General features: G+C 71.1%; 14 protein-coding genes. 3 read left to right on the forward strand and 11 right to left on the reverse strand.

Features of this window, described 5'->3' with window-relative positions; genetic code table 11:
- Positions 1 to 8 precede the first annotated feature (8 nt).
- The 3 genes from ACFPIH_RS08795 to ACFPIH_RS08805 are packed head-to-tail and all read right to left on the reverse strand — an operon-like array spanning position 9 to position 4,598.
- Positions 9 to 2,012, reverse strand: a complete 2,004-nt coding sequence (locus ACFPIH_RS08795) for an ABC transporter permease (protein WP_381169938.1) — start codon at positions 2,010 to 2,012, stop codon at positions 9 to 11.
- A gap of 1 nt (position 2,013) precedes the next feature.
- Positions 2,014 to 3,099 carry a quaternary amine ABC transporter ATP-binding protein gene (locus ACFPIH_RS08800; protein ID WP_381169940.1) on the reverse strand — a complete coding sequence of 362 codons (1,086 nt, stop codon included), beginning with the start codon at positions 3,097 to 3,099 and terminating at the stop codon, positions 2,014 to 2,016.
- Positions 3,100 to 3,128: 29 nt separating this feature from the next.
- The gene (locus ACFPIH_RS08805) at positions 3,129 to 4,598 is read right to left on the reverse strand and encodes an aldehyde dehydrogenase family protein (protein WP_381169942.1); all 1,470 of its coding nucleotides are present in this window, start codon (positions 4,596 to 4,598) and stop codon (positions 3,129 to 3,131) included.
- Positions 4,599 to 4,815: 217 nt separating this feature from the next.
- On the opposite strand from ACFPIH_RS08805, the gene purU reads away from it, so the two are divergent.
- A complete protein-coding gene (purU, locus tag ACFPIH_RS08810) occupies positions 4,816 to 5,697 on the forward strand; it encodes a formyltetrahydrofolate deformylase (RefSeq protein WP_381169944.1) in 882 nt (293 codons plus the stop codon).
- 59 nt (positions 5,698 to 5,756) lie between these two features.
- On the opposite strand, the gene ACFPIH_RS08815 is transcribed toward purU, so the two are convergent.
- Positions 5,757 to 6,566: a methylenetetrahydrofolate reductase gene (locus tag ACFPIH_RS08815; RefSeq protein ID WP_381169946.1), complete on the reverse strand. Its 810-nt coding sequence runs from the start codon at positions 6,564 to 6,566 to the stop codon at positions 5,757 to 5,759.
- A 12-nt stretch (positions 6,567 to 6,578) separates the two neighbouring features.
- Positions 6,579 to 8,249 carry a choline dehydrogenase gene (betA, locus tag ACFPIH_RS08820; protein ID WP_381169948.1) on the reverse strand — a complete coding sequence of 557 codons (1,671 nt, stop codon included), beginning with the start codon at positions 8,247 to 8,249 and terminating at the stop codon, positions 6,579 to 6,581.
- A 202-nt stretch (positions 8,250 to 8,451) separates the two neighbouring features.
- Between betA and ACFPIH_RS08825 the strand changes: the two genes are divergently transcribed.
- On the forward strand, positions 8,452 to 9,198 hold the full coding sequence (locus tag ACFPIH_RS08825) for an IclR family transcriptional regulator (RefSeq protein ID WP_381169986.1): 747 nt from the start codon (positions 8,452 to 8,454) through the stop codon (positions 9,196 to 9,198).
- A gap of 10 nt (positions 9,199 to 9,208) precedes the next feature.
- Here ACFPIH_RS08825 and ACFPIH_RS08830 read toward each other — a convergent pair whose 3' ends face one another.
- From ACFPIH_RS08830 to ACFPIH_RS08850, 5 genes are all read right to left on the reverse strand, one after another.
- Positions 9,209 to 10,339, reverse strand: coding sequence for an aromatic ring-hydroxylating oxygenase subunit alpha (locus ACFPIH_RS08830; protein WP_381169950.1), 1,131 nt, complete (start codon positions 10,337 to 10,339; stop codon positions 9,209 to 9,211).
- A gap of 35 nt (positions 10,340 to 10,374) precedes the next feature.
- Positions 10,375 to 11,529 (reverse strand): NAD(P)/FAD-dependent oxidoreductase, encoded by a 1,155-nt coding sequence (locus ACFPIH_RS08835; protein WP_381169952.1) that lies wholly within the window; start codon positions 11,527 to 11,529, stop codon positions 10,375 to 10,377.
- Entirely contained in the window at positions 11,526 to 11,888 is a 363-nt protein-coding gene (locus ACFPIH_RS08840; protein WP_381169954.1) for a bifunctional 3-phenylpropionate/cinnamic acid dioxygenase ferredoxin subunit, read from the reverse strand. The genes ACFPIH_RS08835 and ACFPIH_RS08840 overlap by 4 nt, the downstream gene beginning before the upstream one ends.
- Before the next feature lie 187 nt (positions 11,889 to 12,075).
- Positions 12,076 to 13,161 (reverse strand): S-(hydroxymethyl)mycothiol dehydrogenase, encoded by a 1,086-nt coding sequence (locus ACFPIH_RS08845; protein ID WP_385876514.1) that lies wholly within the window; start codon positions 13,159 to 13,161, stop codon positions 12,076 to 12,078.
- 95 nt (positions 13,162 to 13,256) lie between these two features.
- Positions 13,257 to 14,429: a sensor histidine kinase gene (locus ACFPIH_RS08850; protein WP_381187494.1), complete on the reverse strand. Its 1,173-nt coding sequence runs from the start codon at positions 14,427 to 14,429 to the stop codon at positions 13,257 to 13,259.
- Positions 14,430 to 14,532: 103 nt separating this feature from the next.
- Between ACFPIH_RS08850 and ACFPIH_RS08855 the strand changes: the two genes are divergently transcribed.
- Entirely contained in the window at positions 14,533 to 15,711 is a 1,179-nt protein-coding gene (locus ACFPIH_RS08855) for a phytanoyl-CoA dioxygenase family protein (RefSeq protein ID WP_381187497.1), read from the forward strand.
- Between the two features lie 10 nt (positions 15,712 to 15,721).
- On the opposite strand, the gene ACFPIH_RS08860 is transcribed toward ACFPIH_RS08855, so the two are convergent.
- A complete protein-coding gene (locus tag ACFPIH_RS08860; protein WP_381187500.1) occupies positions 15,722 to 16,504 on the reverse strand; it encodes a YqjF family protein in 783 nt (260 codons plus the stop codon).
- Between the last annotated feature and the right edge of the window lie 73 nt (positions 16,505 to 16,577).

Below are 16,577 nucleotides of genomic sequence, written 5' to 3' on the forward strand. Positions count from 1 at the left end.
GTGCTCCTTTACGCGCTCGCGCGTCGCGCAGCCGCCTGAGTGATCCGGTCGAACATGACTCCGAGCAGTACGATGGCGAGCCCTGCCGCCAGCCCCTTGCCGTACAGCTCGCTTTGCGAGAAACCGGCCACGACGTCGTAGCCGAGGGCGCCCGCGCCTACCAGGCCGCCCACCACAACCATCGACAGCACGTAGATCAGGCCCTGGTTGGTCGCCAGCGTCAGGGCACCGCGTGACATCGGCAGTTGGACCTTGGTGATGATCTGCCAGGTGTTGCACCCGGCGGAGGTGGCCGCCTCCACGGTGGTCGCGGGCACGGCCCGCACCCCGTCCGCGATGATCTTGACGGCGACCGGTGCCGCGTAGACGACGGCGGCGACGATCGCGGTGAAGCGCGTCGCGCCGAACAGCGCGAGGAACGGCACGAGGTAGACGAACGGCGGCATGACCTGGGCCGCGTCCAGGGTCGGCCGCAGCAGCCGGTCCACCATGGTGCTGCGGCCCATCCACACGCCGAGGACGATGCCGAGCAGCATCACCAGGACCGTGGCGACGACGGTGGACGCCAGGGTCGTCATGGCGTCCGACCACAGCCCGGTGCCGACCAGCAGGCCCACGCACACGGCCGCGGTGATCCCGGCGCGCGGGCCGCCGAACACCACGCCGAACCCGACCAGGACCGCGGCCACCAGCCACCACGGGGAGTCCGTGAGCAGCGACTGGAAGGGGTTGAGCAGACCGTTGGTGAGGGCGTCGCGGAAGGCGTTGGTGAGCCCGGACAGGTTGTCCTGCGCCCAGGTCGTCGCGGAGTCGGCGGCGCTCGCGATGGAGCTGCCGGTGCCTCCGTCGCCGGGGAACTCCGCCGCCCACAGATAGGTGTGCGAGAGGTAGACGAGGACGACGGTGACGGCCGCGCCGGCGCCGAGCAGCGGCTTGCGCCACCTGAGGAAGTGGTTCTTCGAACGCCGGGCCGTCTCCTCCCGGGTGCTGGCCGCGGTGGTGACCCGGTCGAGGACGATCGCCATGACGACGATGGCGAGGCCCGCGTTGAAGGCGGTGCCGACGTCGAGCGACTGCAGGGCCTGGACGACGGTCTTGCCGAGGCCGGGCGCGTCGATCAGGGCCGTGATGGTGACCATGGCGAGGGCGGCCATGATGGACTGGTTGACGCCCATCACCACCGTCCGCTTGGACATCGGCAGCAGCACCTTCAGCAGCGACTGCCACCGCGTCGCGCCCAGCGAGTCGGCCGCCTCGGCGGTGGTCCCGGGCACGGACCGGATGGCGTGCGCGGTGATGCGGATGGCCGGCGGGGCCGCGTAGATGACGGTGGCGACGGTGGCGGAGGCCGGGCCGATGAGGAAGAACAGGGTCATCGGCGCGAGGTAGACGAAGGTGGGCATCGTCTGCATGAAGTCCAGGAGGGGCGTCACGATCCGGTTGAACCGGTCGGACAGGCCCGCCCACACGCCCAGCGGGATCGCGAACAGCAGCGCCACGAGCACCGCGGAGAGGGTCAGCGCCAGGGTGTCCATGCTCTCCTGCCACAGCCCCTGGAGCCCGAAGAAGGTGAACCCGGCGACCGCCAGCAGGGCGACCCGCCAGTTGCCCACGGCCCAGGAGACATAGCCGGTGATGCCGACGACGCCGAGCCAGCCGATCTGCGGCAGGGGGCGCCCGGCGGAGGGCTGCGAGATCAGGTCCTGGACGAAGGTCACCAGGTTGTCGATGACCAGCCGGATCTCGTTGAAGAAGTAGAGGAAGAGCGGGTTGGAGTTGCGGTTGGCGCCGATGGAGTCGTTGACGTCGTTGAACCAGCGGTGCAGGGCGGTCAGGTCCGCGGCGGCCAGCGACAGCGTCTGCTTTCCGCGCAGCAGGGCGAACAGCAGCAGCCAGACGACGACGATCGCGCCGACCGCCATGGACCGGGTGACCTTGGGCCCGCCCTCGCGCGGCGTGGCCTTGTCCGCCGGTTTCTCGACCTGTTCCGGTTTCTCGATGGCGACGGTCATGTCAGGGGCCTTCCTGCCCGGCGACGACCGCGAGGATCTCCTCGTCGCCGACGATGCCGAGCAGCTTGCCGTCCTCGACGACCCGGACCGGCTTGTCGGCGGCGAGGACGGCCCGGGTGGCCTCCCGCACCACGACGTCCGGGCCGAGTTCGGGGCCGTCCAGGGCGTCGCCGTCCGCCAGGGGCCGCATGATCCAGCGCAGGGTGAGGACGTCGGCGCGCGACACGTCCTTGACGAACTCGCGTACGTAGTCGTCGGCGGGGGCGCCGACGAGTTCGTCGCCGGTGCCGCACTGGACCATCTTGCCGTCGCGCATGATGAGGATGCGGTCGCCCAGCTTGAGGGCCTCGGCGAGGTCGTGGGTGATGAACACCATCGTCTTGCCGACCTCGTGGTGCAGCCGGATGACCTCGTTCTGCATGTCGCGGCGGATCATCGGGTCGAGGGCCGAGAACGGCTCGTCGAAGAAGAGCACGTCCGGGTCGCCGGCCAGTGCCCGGGCCAGGCCCACGCGCTGCTGCATACCGCCGGAGAGCTGGTCGGGGTAGGAGTTCTCGTATCCGGCGAGGCCGACGAGTTCGACGACCTCCATGGCCCGCTTGGTGCGCTCGGCCCTGCTCATGCCGCGGATCTCCAGGCCGAAGCCCACGTTGTCGACGACACGGCGGTGCGGCAGCAGCCCGAAGTGCTGGAAGACCATGGAGAACTTGCGGCGGCGCAGTTCGCGCAGCCGCCCGGCGTCGGCCTGGCGGATGTCCTGGCCCTCGAAGACGACCTCGCCCGAGGTGGGTTCGATCAGCCGGGTCAGACAGCGTACGAGGGTGGACTTGCCGGAGCCGGACAGCCCCATGACGACGAACACCTCGCCCTTGCGGACGTCGAAGTTCACGTCGCGGACGGCGGCGGTGCAGCCGGTGCGGTCCATCAGCTCGCGGCGGGTGAGGCCGCACAGTTCCTCGTCGCCCGGGATCCGCTCGGCCTTCGGTCCGAACACCTTCCACAGATCGCGCACGGATATGACCGGAGTGGCGTCCGAGTCCTGGGGCGTGCCGCGCCGCTGCGGCACCTCGGTCTGTGTGGGGGTCACGATCGACCTCTTTTCGGCGTGTTCGGGGTTCAGCCGCTGAACCAGCGCTGCGGCCGGGGGTGGATGTTCTGCCAGACGTGCTTGGGCTCTCGGTACTCGTTCAAGCCGGTCGGTCCCAGCTCCCGGCCCACGCCCGAGTGCCCGAAGCCACCCCATTCCGCTTGCGGCACGTAGGGGTGGTAGTCGTTGATCCAGACGGTGCCGTGGCGCAGCCGCCGGGCGACCCGCTGGGCCCGCCCCGCGTCCTGTGTCCAGACGGCGCCGGCGAGGCCGTACTCGGTGTCGTTGGCGATGCGGACGGCGTCGTCCTCGTCGGTGAAGCGCTCGACGGTGAGGACGGGCCCGAAGGACTCCTCGTGGACGACGCGCATGTCCTGACGGCACTCGTCGAGGACGGTCGGCGGGTAGTAGTAGCCGTCCGCGAGCGCGGGGTCGGCGGGGCGTTCGCCGCCGCAGCGCAGTACGGCGCCCTCGGCGAGGCCGGCGGCCACGTACGCCTCGACCTTCTCGCGGTGCGCGGCGGAGATCAGCGCGCCGGTCTCGGCCTCGGGGTCGAAGGGGCCGCCGAGGCGGATGGCGGCGGCCCGGCGGACGACCTCGTCGACGAAGCGGTCGTGCAGGGAGTCCTCGACGATCAGGCGGGCGCCGGCCGAGCAGACCTGTCCGGAGTGCAGGAAGACGGCCGTGAGGGCGAAGTCCACGGCCGTCTCGAAGTCGGCGTCGGCGAACACGACGTTGGGGTTCTTGCCGCCGAGTTCCAGGGCCACCTTCTTCACCGTCGCGGCGGCGGTGGCCATGATCCGTTTGCCGGTCTCCAGGCCGCCGGTGAAGGAGACCAGGTCGACGTCGGGGTGCTCGGAGAGCGGGGCGCCCACCTCGGGTCCGGTGCCCAGGACGAGGTTTGCGGCGCCGGCCGGGAGTCCGGCCTCCTCCAGCGCGCTCATCAGCAGGATCGAGGTGGAGGGGGTGAGCTCGCTGGGCTTGAGGACGAAGGTGTTGCCGGCCAGGAGGGCGGGGGCGACCTTCCAGGAGGCCTGGAGGAGGGGGTAGTTCCAGGGGGTGATGAGGCCGCAGACCCCTACGGGTTCGTACACGACGCGGCTGATGGCGTCGGCGCGGCCGGTGTCGATGACCCGCCCGGCGTCGGTGCCGCCGAGCCCGCCGTAGTGGCGGAAGCAGGAGACGACGTCGGCGATGTCGTACTCGCTCTCCACCAGCCGCTTGCCGGTGTCCAGCGACTCGGCGCGGGCGAACTCCTTGGCGTCGCGTTCGATCAGTTCGGCGGTGCGCAGCAGCAGGGCGCCGCGCTCGCGCTCGGGGGTGTGCGGCCAGGGGCCCTCGTCGAAGGCGCGGCGGGCCGCGGCGATCGCCGCCTCGGTGTCGGGACGCGTCCCCTCCGACACGGTCACGCTGAGCGTGCCGTCGGCGGGACATCGGATTTCCCGGTGACCGCCGGCCACCGGCTCCCGCCATTCACCATCCACATACAGGTCTGCCACGCGCCAAGCCCCTCGCCGAATTGCGTTGCGCATCGTGCATTCAATTGCTTGTGGTGGAACACCCTGGCGAATGTGCAGACATACGTCAAGGGGTTGGCGGATGACGATTTCAGCAGGGTGCTTTGGGTCTTTCGTCTCTTGACCACGACTGCCCTTCGGGCCAACCATGTTGCGCATCGCTCACTGAGTTGTGCAATACGCATCGACGGAGGTCGACGTGTCCACCAAGTACCCTCGCCCCCACCCTGGCCGTGAGTACGTCCTCACCCTCTCCTGCCCCGACAGCTCCGGCCTGGTCCACGCCGTGAGCGGCTTCCTCGTCCGGAACTCCGGAAACATCCTGGAGAGCCAGCAGTTCGATGATCGACTCCAGGGCCGTTTCTTCATGAGGGTCCACTTCGACGTCTCCGACCCGAGCGCCGATTTGAAAATTCTGCGTTACCGATTCGGTCCCGTCGCGGAGGCATATCGGATCTCCTGGACCCTGCGGGACGCGTCGACCCCGACCCGGACGCTCATCATGGTGTCCAGGTTCGGGCACTGCCTGAACGATCTGCTCTTCCGCGCACGGACCGGTTCCCTCAACATCGAGATCCCGGCGATCGTCTCCAATCACCGGGACTTCGAGGAACTCGCGCGGACCTACGGCATTCCCTTCCACCATGTCCCGGTCACCCGGGACACCAAGGCCGAGGCGGAGGCGCGGCTGCTGGAGCTGGTGCGCGAACTCGACATCGACCTGGTGGTGCTCGCCCGGTACATGCAGATCCTCTCCGACGACCTGTGCAAGGAGCTCGAGGGCCGCGCCATCAACATCCACCACTCCTTCCTCCCCAGCTTCAAGGGCGCGAAGCCCTACGACCAGGCCTACGACCGCGGGGTGAAGCTCGTCGGCGCGACGGCGCACTACGTCACGCCGGAACTGGACGAGGGGCAGATCATCGAGCAGGACGTGGTCCGCGTGGACCACTCCCTCGACCCCGGCGAACTGGTCACGGTCGGCCGGGACGTGGAGGCCCAGGTGCTGGCCCACGCGGTGAAGTGGCACAGCGAGAGCAGGGTGATGGCGGACGGCAACCGCACAGTGGTGTTCCGCTGAGTGCGGCCGCTCGAGCGGGCGGGCCGGTTCTCCGGCCCGCCCGCTGTCGTATACGGCCTTCAGCCGTCGAGCCGGTCAAGCAGCGCGCGGCGCCACGCCTCCGTCTCGGCGATCTGGTTGAAGGTGAACAGGTGCAGCCCCGCCACCTGGGAGAAGGCGGGTTCCATGCGGGTCAGCAGGCGCTCGGGCGAGTAGCCCCCGGGTGTGGCGAACCGCAGGAACCAGGACGGGTGCTTCGTGAGGAAGCGGGTGGACTCCCCCACGCCGATCCTCGTCGCCATGGCGAGCAGCCTGGCCCGCTGCACGGGCCCCGCGACGCCCAGGTACACGGGCAGGGTGACGTTCCGGCGGCGGATCCGGGCCAGCCACTCCGTCAGGACACGCGGGTCGAAGCAGAGGTTGCTCACGATGTAGGTGGCGTGCTCGCGCTTGTCCCACATCGCCTGGATGGTGAGGTCGTCGTGGATGAGGGGATGACTCTCGGGATAGCCGGTGACACCGACGTGGGTGAAGGGCCGCCCCAACTCGGTGAGCCGGCGCAGCACCGGCAGAGCGCCGTCGTAGGTCCCGGCGGGCGGGTCCGCGTCGCCCGCCGGGACGAAGACGTCGTCGACCGCCGCCTCGCGGAGCCGGTCGACGACGTCCTTCAGGTGGGCGTCGTCCCGGAGCAGCCGCGCGGGCACGTGCGGGACGACGCGGTAGCCGTGGGCGGCGAGCCGTTCGGTGAGGTCGAGGGTGGGCTCGAGGCCCTTGACCGGCGACGCCGTCACGGTGACGACGACGTCGCGCGGCACATGCGCGAGGACCTTGTCCTCCGTGGCCTTCGCGGGCAGCACCTCGTAGCGGACGCCGGTCAGCGGCGCCCTCATCGTGCCCAAGGGCTACCCGGCCTGCTTCTGGGCGTCGCGGTGCCGGTAGTACACGGCCTCGGACGGCGGTAGCGGGCGCTTGCCGAGGATCAGGTCTGCGGCCTTCTCCGCGATCATCATGACCGGCGCGTAGATGTTGCCGTTGGTGACGTACGGCATGACGGAGGCGTCCACCACGCGCAGGCCCTCCACGCCGTGCACCCGCATGCTGGTGGGGTCGACGACGGCCATCTCGTCGGTGCCCATCTTGCAGGTGCAGGACGGGTGCAGGGCCGTCTCGCCCTCCTTGGCGACCCAGTCGAGGATCTCCTCGTCCGTCTCCACCTTCGGGCCGGGCGAGACCTCCCCGTCGTTGTACGGGGCCATCGCGGGCTGGTTGAGGAGCCTGCGGGCGACGCGGATCGCCTCGACCCACTCGCGGCGGTCCTGTTCGGTGGAGAGGTAGTTGAAGCGCAGGGCGGGGTGCTCGCGCGGATCCCTGCTCTTGATCTTCACGGAGCCGATGGCGTCGGAGTACATGGGCCCGACGTGCACCTGGTAGCCGTGGCCGCCGGCCGGTGAGGAGCCGTCGTAGCGGACGGCGATCGGCAGGAAGTGGAACATCAGGTTGGGGTAGTCGACGTCGTCGTTGCTGCGCGCGAAGCCGCCGGCCTCGAAGTGGTTGGTGGCGGCGGGCCCCTTGCGCAGCAGCCACTGCAGGCCGATGAAGGGGGCGCGCCACTTCGCCATGTACGGCTGCATGGAGACGGGCTGCTTGCAGGCGTACTGGACGTAGACCTCCAGATGGTCCTGCATGTTCTCGCCGACGCCGGGGAGGTCGTGGACGACGTCGATGCCGAGCGCGCCCAGTTCCTCGGCGTTGCCGACGCCGGAGAGCTGGAGCAGCTGCGGGGAGTTGATCGCGCCGCCGCAGAGGATGACCTCCTTGGCCCGCACCTGCTGGACGGCGCCCCTGCCGCGCCGGTACTCGACACCGACGGCCTTCTTGCCCTCGAACAGGACCCGGGTGACGAGGGCGCGGGTGCGGATCGTCAGGTTGGGGCGCTTGCGGACGGGCTTGAGGTAGGCCTTGGAGGCGGACAGCCGGCGGCCTCGGGAGACGTTGCGGTCGAAGGGGGCGAAGCCCTCCTGGCGGTAGCCGTTGACGTCGTCGGTGCGGGCCTGCCCGGCCTCCTGGACGGCGTCGAGGAAGGCCCCGAAGAGGGGGTTGGTGGCGGGACCGCGCTCCAGGACGAGGGGGCCGTCGTGGCCGCGGAACTCGTCGTCGGGGTCGGCCGCGAGACAGTTCTCCATGCGCCGGAAGTACGGCAGACAGTGCGCGTAGTCCCAGGTCTCCATGCCGGGGTCGGCCGCCCAGCGCTCGTAGTCCAGGGGGTTGCCGCGCTGGAAGATCATGCCGTTGATGCTGCTGGAGCCGCCGAGCACCTTGCCGCGGGCGTGGTAGACACGGCGTCCGCCCATGTGCGGCTCGGGCTCGGACTCGTACTTCCAGTCGTAGAACCGGCTGCCGATCGGATAGGTCAGCGCCGCGGGCATGTGGATGAAGACGTCCCAGGGGTAGTCGGGCCGACCGGCCTCCAGCACCAGGACCCGGTTCGCGGGGTCCGCGGAGAGCCTGTTCGCCAGTGCGCTGCCGGCCGATCCACCGCCGACGATGACGAAGTCGTATTGCAGGGAAGCCATGGAGCCTCGTCTCGCTCGCGCCATAGATACGCGAGGCATGCTAGTACCGGTAGCGCTATACGCACCAGGTTGCGAGCAACGCAACTTAGCCGGAGTTCGTTTCGACCCGGTTACTTGCAATGGCGTTGTTTACTACGCGTATAGTTTCGCTGTGAGCAACTACAGCACTGACACCGAAACGACGAGTTCGCAGGCCGGCGGAGTGCAGTCGGTCGACCGCGCCATCAGCGTGCTGGAGATACTGGCCCAGCGCGGGGAAGCCGGGGTCAGCGAGGTGGCCGCCGAGATCGATGTTCACAAGTCCACCGCGTTCCGGCTGCTCGGCGCCCTGGAGGCGCGCGGTCTGGTGGAGCAGGCGGGCGAGCGCGGCAAGTACCGGCTCGGCTTCGGCATCGTACGCCTGGCCGGCGCGGTCACGGGACGTCTCGACATCACCCAGCAGGGCCGGGCGGTCTGCGAGCGGCTCGCGGAGGAGATCGGCGAGACGGTCAACATCGCGGTCATGCAGGAGCACTACGCGATCAACCTGTACCAGGTGCGCGGCCCGGCGGCGGTCGCCGCGCACAACTGGGTCGGGGAACTGACCCCGCTGCACGCGACCTCCAGCGGCAAGATCCTGCTGGCGCATCTGCCGGCCAAGGAACGTACGGCGCTGCTGGCGAAGTCCGGCCTGGAGAAGGTCACACCGCACACCCTCACCGCGAAGGCGAAGCTGGAGAAGAACCTGGCCGAGGCCCGGGAGCGCGGCTACGCCTGGACGCTGGAGGAGTTGGAGATCGGGCTGCACGCCATGGCCGCCCCGATCCTCGACCGGGACGGCGAGGTGATCGCCGCGCTGAGCGCCTCCGGGCCCTCGTACCGGCTCACCGAGGAGCGGCTGCACGAGCTGTCGCCGGTGCTGCTCAAGGGCGCGGAGGAGATCAGCCACCGGATGGGTTACCTGGGCTGAGTCGCCCCTGTCACCCCTGCCGGGTCCCCAGGCGTTCGTTGACCCAGTCGTGGAACGCGCCGATGTGGTGCTCGCTGGGCACGAGGACGCCGCCCTTGGCGTACAGCCGGGAGCTCATCCCGGGCTGGGTGCGCTCACAGGCGTCGAAGTCCTGGCGGTTGACCCGGTCGAAGAGTTCGACGGACCGGCTGACGTCCTTCCCGGACTCGACGACGTGCGGGAGGTAGAGCCAGTCGCACTCGACGATCGTGCGGTCGACGGCCACCGGGTACATCCGGTGGAAGATCACATGGTCGGGGACGAGGTTGATGAAGACCTGCGGCTTGATCGTGATCGCGTAGTAGCGGCGGTCCTGGTCGTCGGAGACCCCGGGTATGCGGTCGAGGCCCTCGGAGCCGTCCACGGTGAAGCCCTGGATCTCCGTGCCGAACTCGGCGCCGTGGCCGACGTAGTACTGCGCGGCGTAGCCGTCGGCGAACTCGGGGAGCACCTCGGTGAGTTCGGGGTGGATCGTGGCGCAGTGGTAGCACTCCATGAAGTTCTCGATGATGAGCTTCCAGTTCGCCTTGACGTCGTAGACGATCCGCTTGCCGACCGAGAGGTTGTCGATGTCGTAGTGCTCGATCGACTCGACGTCGCCGAGCCGGCCGATGACCTCGCCGATGACGTCCTCCTCGAAGGAGGGCGGGTTCTCCGCGAGGCAGACCCAGACATAGCCGAGCCATTCGCGCACGGCGACGCTCACCAGGCCGTACTCGGTGCGGCCCACGTCGGGCATCTTGGTGAGGTTGGGCGCCGCGACGAGCTTGCCGTTCAGGTCGTACGTCCAGGCGTGGTACGGGCACTGGAAGGCGCGCTTGACCTCGCCGGTCTCCTCGGTGCGGAGCTTGGCGCCGCGGTGCCGGCACACGTTGAAGTAGGCGCGGATCGAGTTGTCTCTCGCGCGGGTGACCAGGATGCTCTCGCGGCCCACGTCGACGGTGCGGAAGGCGCCGGGTTTCGGCAGTTCGGAGGCGCGCGCCACGCAGAACCACATGGTCTCGAAGATGCGCTCCTGCTCCTGGGCGAAGATCCCGGGATCCGTGTAGGAGGAGCCGGGGAGGGTGGCGATCAGACTGTCCGGCAGGCTGGTCGAGGTCACGGGTGCACTCCTCGGGAACGTCGTGGCTCGGTGATTCACGCGGCGAGTTGCTTGCGCCGGCGGGTGAACAGCCGCGGCTGGTTCATCCCGAGTACGGCTACGGGGTGGCCTGCGCGCCGGTAGACGGCGAGGACATCGCGGTCCTCGACGGCGCCGTTCTCGATCGTCACGCTGTCGGCGCCTGCCGCGTGACCCGCGAACTGGATCTTCACGCCGTACTGGTCGGACCAGAAGTACGGCGGCCTGGGCACGCCCGGTTCCAGCGCGCCGCCCGCGAGCAGCGCGGCCACCGCGGCGTCGGGGCGTTCACGCGCGCCGGTCCAGTGCTCGACGCGGCGGTGGTCGCCGGCCCTGGGGTCGTACCAGTTGGCGCAGTCGCCGACCGCGACCACCCCGGCCAGGCTCGTGCGGCCGTCGGCGCCGCACTTGACGCCGTTCTGGAGCGCGACGCCGGAGCCCGCCAGCCAGTCGACGCAGGGACGGGCGCCGACGCCGACGACGACGGTGTCGGCCGGGATGCTGCGCCCGTCCTCGAGGAGGACCGAGTCCACCGACTGCTCTCCGCCGAGTCCTTTGACGCCGACGCCGCAGAGCAGTCGTACGCCGTGGTCCGCGTGGAGCCCGGAGACGACGGCGCCCATCTCGGCGCCGAGGGGTCCGGCGAGCGGGGTCGGGGCGGCCTCGACCACGGTCACGTCGAGGCCGAGGGCGTACGCCGTGGAGGCGACCTCGGCGCCGACGAAGCCGCCGCCGATCACCACCAGCCGTCCGCCCAGGGCGAGTCCGGCGCGCAGGGCGCGGGCGTCGTCGAGGGTGCGCAGGACGTGCACGCCGGCCAGGCCCTCGGCGCCGGGCAGCGTGCGGGCGGCGGCGCCGGTGGCGATGACCACTCCGTCGGCGCGGACCGTCCGTCCGCCGGCGAGCCGTACGGCGCGCTCGGCGCGGTCGAGTCCGGTGGCGCGGGTGCCGAGCAGCCACTCCGCCGCCAGGTCCTCGTCGTCCGACTCCAGCGCGAGGTCCGCCTCGCCGAGGGTGCCGGCGAGGAACTCCTTGGACAGCGGCGGCCGGTCGTACGGGCGGTGGAGTTCGTCGCCGACGACGACGAGCCGGCCGTCGTAGCCCCGCTTCCGCAGGGAGCGCGCCGCCGAGAGTCCGGCGAGCGAGGCGCCCACCACGGCGACGGTCCTCACGCGGGACCCCCGGCGAGCCGGGAGGCGACGCAGGGCGGGAGGTTGGGGGCGTCGGTGGACAGCCGGACGTGGATCACGCCGTCCTCGACGACCACCTCGTGGGTGCGCACCGGAAGCTTGGCCGGCGGGGCGTCCACGGCGCCGGTGCGCAGGTCGAACTTCGAGGCGTGCAGCGGGCATTCCACCTCGCAGCCCTCCAGCCAGCCGTCGGCGAGCGAGGCGTCCTGGTGGGTGCAGGTGTCGTCGATGGCGTACAGCTCGCCGTCGTCGGTGTGGAACACCGAGACGGCGGGGTCGATGTCGAGCCGGATGGCCTCGCCTCGCGGGAGGTCCGCGAGACGGCACGCGGGAATCATCATGACACCTCGGTGCGTATAGCGAAACGGATTGCGGTAAGCGCAACGCCAGTCTGGGGTCGGCCCCGAAGCGTTGTCAAGGTGTCCAGGAGCCCTGTTCGCGGGGGTTCGCCGGACGTCCCGGGCGCAGCTCGAAACACCCGTCCCACCTGCGTGAACAGGCGGGACGGGTGCCGGGCGGGAAGTGCCGTCAGAGGAGCACGACCGAGCGCAGCACATCGCCCTGGTGCATGCGCTCGAACGCCTTCTCCACCTCGTCGAGGGCGATGGTCTCGGTCACGAAGGCGTCCAGGTCGAGCCGGCCCCGAAGGTAGAGGTCGATGAGCATCGGGAAGTCGCGGGAGGGCAGGCAGTCGCCGTACCAGCTCGACTTGAGCGCACCGCCCCGGCCGAAGACGTCCAGGAGGGGAAGTTCGAGCTTCATCTCCGGCGTCGGCACGCCGACCAGGACGACCGTTCCGGCGAGGTCACGGGCGTAGAACGCCTGCTGGTACGTCTCGGGGCGGCCGACGGCCTCGATGACGACGTCCGCGCCGAAGCCGCCGGTCAGCTCGCGGATCGCCTCGACGGCATCGGTCTCACGCGAGTTGACGGTGTGGGTCGCGCCCAGCTTCCTGGCGGTCTCCAGTTTGCGGTCGTCGACGTCCACGGCGATGATCCGCGCGGCGCCCGCCAACTGCGAGCCGACGACCGCCGCGTCCCCGACGCCGCCGCAGCCGATGACGGCCACGCTGTCGCCGCGTCCGACGTTGCCCGTGTTGATGGCCGCGCCGATGCCCGCCATCACACCGCAGCCGAGCAGACCGGCGGCGGCGGCCGGGGCGGCCCGGTCGACCTTGGTGCACTGACCGGCCGCGACCAGCGTCTTCTCGGCGAAGGCGCCGATACCCAGGGCCGGGGAGAGTTCGGTGCCGTCGAGCAGGGTCATCTTCTGCCGCGCGTTGTGGGTGTCGAAGCAGTACCAGGGACGCCCCCGCAGACAGGCCCGGCACTGGCCGCACACCGCCCGCCAGTTCAGGATCACGAAGTCACCGGGCGCCACGTCCGTGACCCCCTCACCCACCGACTCCACCACACCCGCAGCCTCGTGCCCCAGCAGGAACGGGAACTCGTCGTTGATCCCGCCCTCGCGGTAGTGGAGGTCGGTGTGGCAGACCCCGCAGGCCTCGACCTTCACCAGCGCCTCCCCCGGTCCGGGGTCGGGCACGACGATCGTCTCCAGGCTGACGGGGGCGCCCTTCGCTCGCGCGACGACAGCACGGACCTGGTGAGCCATGGCCACTCCTCCACACGGACCAGAGTTGCTTATCGCGGCACGCATCTCATGTGCCGCAACACAGCATCGTGGAGGGCCGAGCGGCGGTCAAGGAGTCAGGAGAGCCTGACGGGCAGTTCGGCGTGGACCCGGAAGCCGCCCTCGGGGTCCGGTCCCGCGGTGACCGTGCCGCCGATCGCGGCGGCGCGTTCGCGCATTCCGATCAGGCCGTGGCCCGTTCCCTCGCCCGGGCTCGTGCCGGGGCGGCCGTCGTCGGTCACGGTGACGCACAGCCGGCGCGGGCCCTGGTCCACCGTCACCCGGGCCCGGGTCGCCGCCGCGTGCTTGTGCGTGTTGGTCAGCGCCTCCTGAACGATGCGGTAGGCCGCAAGGCCGACGGCGGGATCGGGCGGCGGCCCGCCGGGGCCGGTGCGCACGAGGTCCACGGACAGCCCGCCGGCCTGGAAGGACCCGGCCAGTTCGGCCAGGTCGGCGAGGCCCGGGAGGGGCGAGCGGGAGTCGGGGAGGTCGTCCGGCTGTCTGAGCAGACCGACCGTGGCCCGCAGTTCGTCGAGCGCGGAGCGGCTGGTCTCCTCGATGTGGGCGAGCGCCCGGTAGGCCCGGTCCGGGTCGCCGTGCAGCAGATGGCGGGCCACGCCGGCCTGGGCGTTGACCAGGGTGATGTGGTGGGCGACCACGTCGTGCAGTTCGCGGGCGATGCGGACGCGCTCCTCGGTGACCCGGCGGCGGGCCTCCTCCTCCCGGGTGCGTTCGGCCCGCTCGGCGCGCGCCTCGGTCTCGGCGAGGCGGCGCCGCCGGGCCCGTACGGTGTCGCCGAGCGCCACGGCCGCGACGACCATGTCCAGCCGGAGGAGGGCCTGCCCGGACACCGGGGACTCGGCGTGGGCCAGGGCGTAGGCGGCGTTGACGGCACAGGCCGCGGCGAGCCCGGTGAGCCACGCCGTGCGCCGGTCGTCGCGGGTCGCGAGGGTGTACAGCGCGACCAGGCTCGCCGCGGGGACCAGGGGGTAGTCCGGTGCGCGGGCGAGATGGGCGAGGTCGATGCCCAGGGTGACCAGCACGACCGCGAGCGGCCAACGGCTGCGGACGATCAGGGGCAGGCACGACACGGCCATCCAGCCGGCGCCGGCGATCCGCGGCGCGTGCCAGCCCGAGCCGTCGGCGGCGGTCGCCGCCACTCCCACCATGACGAGCAGCACCCCGGGCAGCGCGTCCCGGACCCGCTCGTGGCGCTCCCACCGGCCCCGCCAGCCTTCTGTCACCCGCACCCCCACACCGTATGCCGGGTCCCGCTCAGCCGGCCGACGGCGGCAGGTTGAACCCGATGGACGAGACTGGCGGAAGAACACGGGCCTGCGAAAGGAGCCGCACATGATCCCCAGCGCCGCGCGATCACGGACTTGGCTGACCGAGGAGGACTGCGACCTCGGCGCGTTCCGGGCGCTCGTCGAGCAGCGCACCGACCTCGCCGACCACCCGTCCGCGGCCCGGATCGAGCAGAACGTCCCGCTCTACGACAGCGGCCGGCTCCGCGCCCTGGCGGCCACGCCCGAGGGCCGCCGCACCGTCCAGGCCGAGCTGGTGCGGACCCTGCTGGAGGGGCCCGGGATCGTGGTGTTCAAGGGTGCCTTCACCGACGCGGCCGTCGTGGACGCGGCGTCCGACGCCTTCCGCGCCCTGATCCGGGAGGAGCGCGCCGCCGGCACCTCGCGCGGCGACCACTTCGCCAAGCCGGGCGCCAACGACCGGGTGTGGAACGCCCTGGACAAGGTGGCCGTACGGGCGCCGGAGGTGTTCGCGGACTACTACGCCAACGACGTCCTGGAGCTGGTCGCCGAGGCCTGGCTCGGCCCGGCCTACCAGGTGACCTCGCAGGTCAACGTGGTCAACCCGGGCGGCGCGGCACAGAGCGCGCACCGCGACTACCACCTCGGCTTCCTCTCGCAGCGGCAGGCCACCGCCTACCCGGCGCATGTGCACCGGCTGTCCCCGGTGCTGACCCTGCAGGGCGCGGTGGCCCACTGCGACATGCCGGTGGAGTCCGGGCCGACCCTCTATCTGCCGCACTCGCAGAAGTTCGAGCCCGGCTATCTGGCCTGGCGGCTGCCCGAGTTCGTCGAGTACTTCGACGCCCACCACGTCCAGCTGCCGCTGGAGAAGGGCGACGCGGCCTTCTTCAACCCCGCGCTGTTCCACGCGGCAGGGCACAACCGTTCGGCGGACATCCTGCGCATGGCGAACCTGCTCCAGATCTCCTCGGCCTTCGGCCGTGCCATGGAGACGGTGGACCGCGAGGCGATGGCGAACGCGCTGTTCCCGGTGCTGCTGCGGCGCCGCGACGAGGGGGTCGGGCCGGAGTGGCTGCGGCGGGTGGTCGCCGCCACCGCCGAGGGCTACCCCTTCCCCACCGACCTCGACCTCGACCCGCCGGTCGACGGCCTCGCCCCGCCGTCCCAGGCGGACACGCTCTGGCGGGCGGTCACCGAGGGCTGGGACCCGGGACGGCTGCGGCAGGAGCTGTCGGCGGGAACGGCACGCCGCCGGGGCTGAGGAGAGCCCCTCAGGGTGTGGGGAGCCCGGCCGGGCGGGCCGGGCGGCCCAGCCGTACGGGGACGCCCGGGGAGTACAGGACGCTGACCGGGGCCTCACGCGGGGCGGGCAGTCCGGCCGCGGCGATCAGGTTCTCCTCGCAGGACAGCAGCTCGGCGCGGTGCAGGGGCCAGCGGGGGTGGTCGTTGGGGAGATAGGCGGCGCCGCCGAAGAACGCGTTGTGCATCCCCCAGCGGGCGGTCAGGAAGTGCTCCAGCGCGGTGGGTTCCCCGATGGGCTCGCCGGGGCGCACCTCGATCCGGCTGTACGCGCCGCGCGGGCCGGGCCAGCGGCGGGTGCTGGTGTACGCGACGGTGCCGGCGGCCGTACGGCGCACCCGCATCCGGGCCCAGAGGTACGGCAGCCGGAAGGCGGCCCGGCCCATCGCCACGGGTATCAGCCGGGAGGCGTCCATCGAGCGGAACACGACCCCGCGCCGTCCGTGCCCGTCGACGGAGTACAGGCGCACGTTGGTCTCCGGGAACGACCCGAGGTACGGCACTCCGGGCAGCCGCAGCCAGCCGACCCGGTGCATACGGAAGGCCACGAGTCCGACGTACGTCACTCCCTCGTGGGTGTCCGGCACGGTCCCGGCGGGCAGCAGCGGCGCGACCGTCCCGGGGGCGAAGGGCCAGTGGAGGAAGCAGAGGTCGAGCCACCGCTGGGTGAGCAGCGGGAAGGTGACATCGCCGGGGGCGTCGGGGGTCACCGGGTCGGGAGGGACCGGGGCGGGATTCTCCACGGCGCACAGCATGGCAGGGTTCCGGAGCCGCCCGCACGCCGATGATCCGCGGTCGGTCGATTACCCGCGGAGTAATCGACCGGTC

This window comes from Streptomyces vulcanius (assembly GCF_042653945.1).
GTDB lineage: Bacteria > Actinomycetota > Actinomycetes > Streptomycetales > Streptomycetaceae > Streptomyces > Streptomyces mangrovi.

What these genes read in the sequence shown, in the direction of transcription:
- ACFPIH_RS08840 (WP_381169954.1), bottom strand. Translation starts at nt 11,888, where the DNA reads ATGATGATTCCCGCGTGCCGTCTCGCGGACCTCCCGCGAGGCGAGGCC.
- betA (WP_381169948.1), bottom strand. Translation starts at nt 8,249, where the DNA reads ATGGCTTCCCTGCAATACGACTTCGTCATCGTCGGCGGTGGATCGGCC.
- ACFPIH_RS08795 (WP_381169938.1), bottom strand. Translation starts at nt 2,012, where the DNA reads ATGACCGTCGCCATCGAGAAACCGGAACAGGTCGAGAAACCGGCGGAC.
- ACFPIH_RS08845 (WP_385876514.1), bottom strand. Translation starts at nt 13,161, where the DNA reads ATGGCTCACCAGGTCCGTGCTGTCGTCGCGCGAGCGAAGGGCGCCCCC.
- ACFPIH_RS08860 (WP_381187500.1), bottom strand. Translation starts at nt 16,504, where the DNA reads ATGCTGTGCGCCGTGGAGAATCCCGCCCCGGTCCCTCCCGACCCGGTG.
- ACFPIH_RS08855 (WP_381187497.1), top strand. Translation starts at nt 14,533, where the DNA reads ATGATCCCCAGCGCCGCGCGATCACGGACTTGGCTGACCGAGGAGGAC.
- ACFPIH_RS08815 (WP_381169946.1), bottom strand. Translation starts at nt 6,566, where the DNA reads ATGAGGGCGCCGCTGACCGGCGTCCGCTACGAGGTGCTGCCCGCGAAG.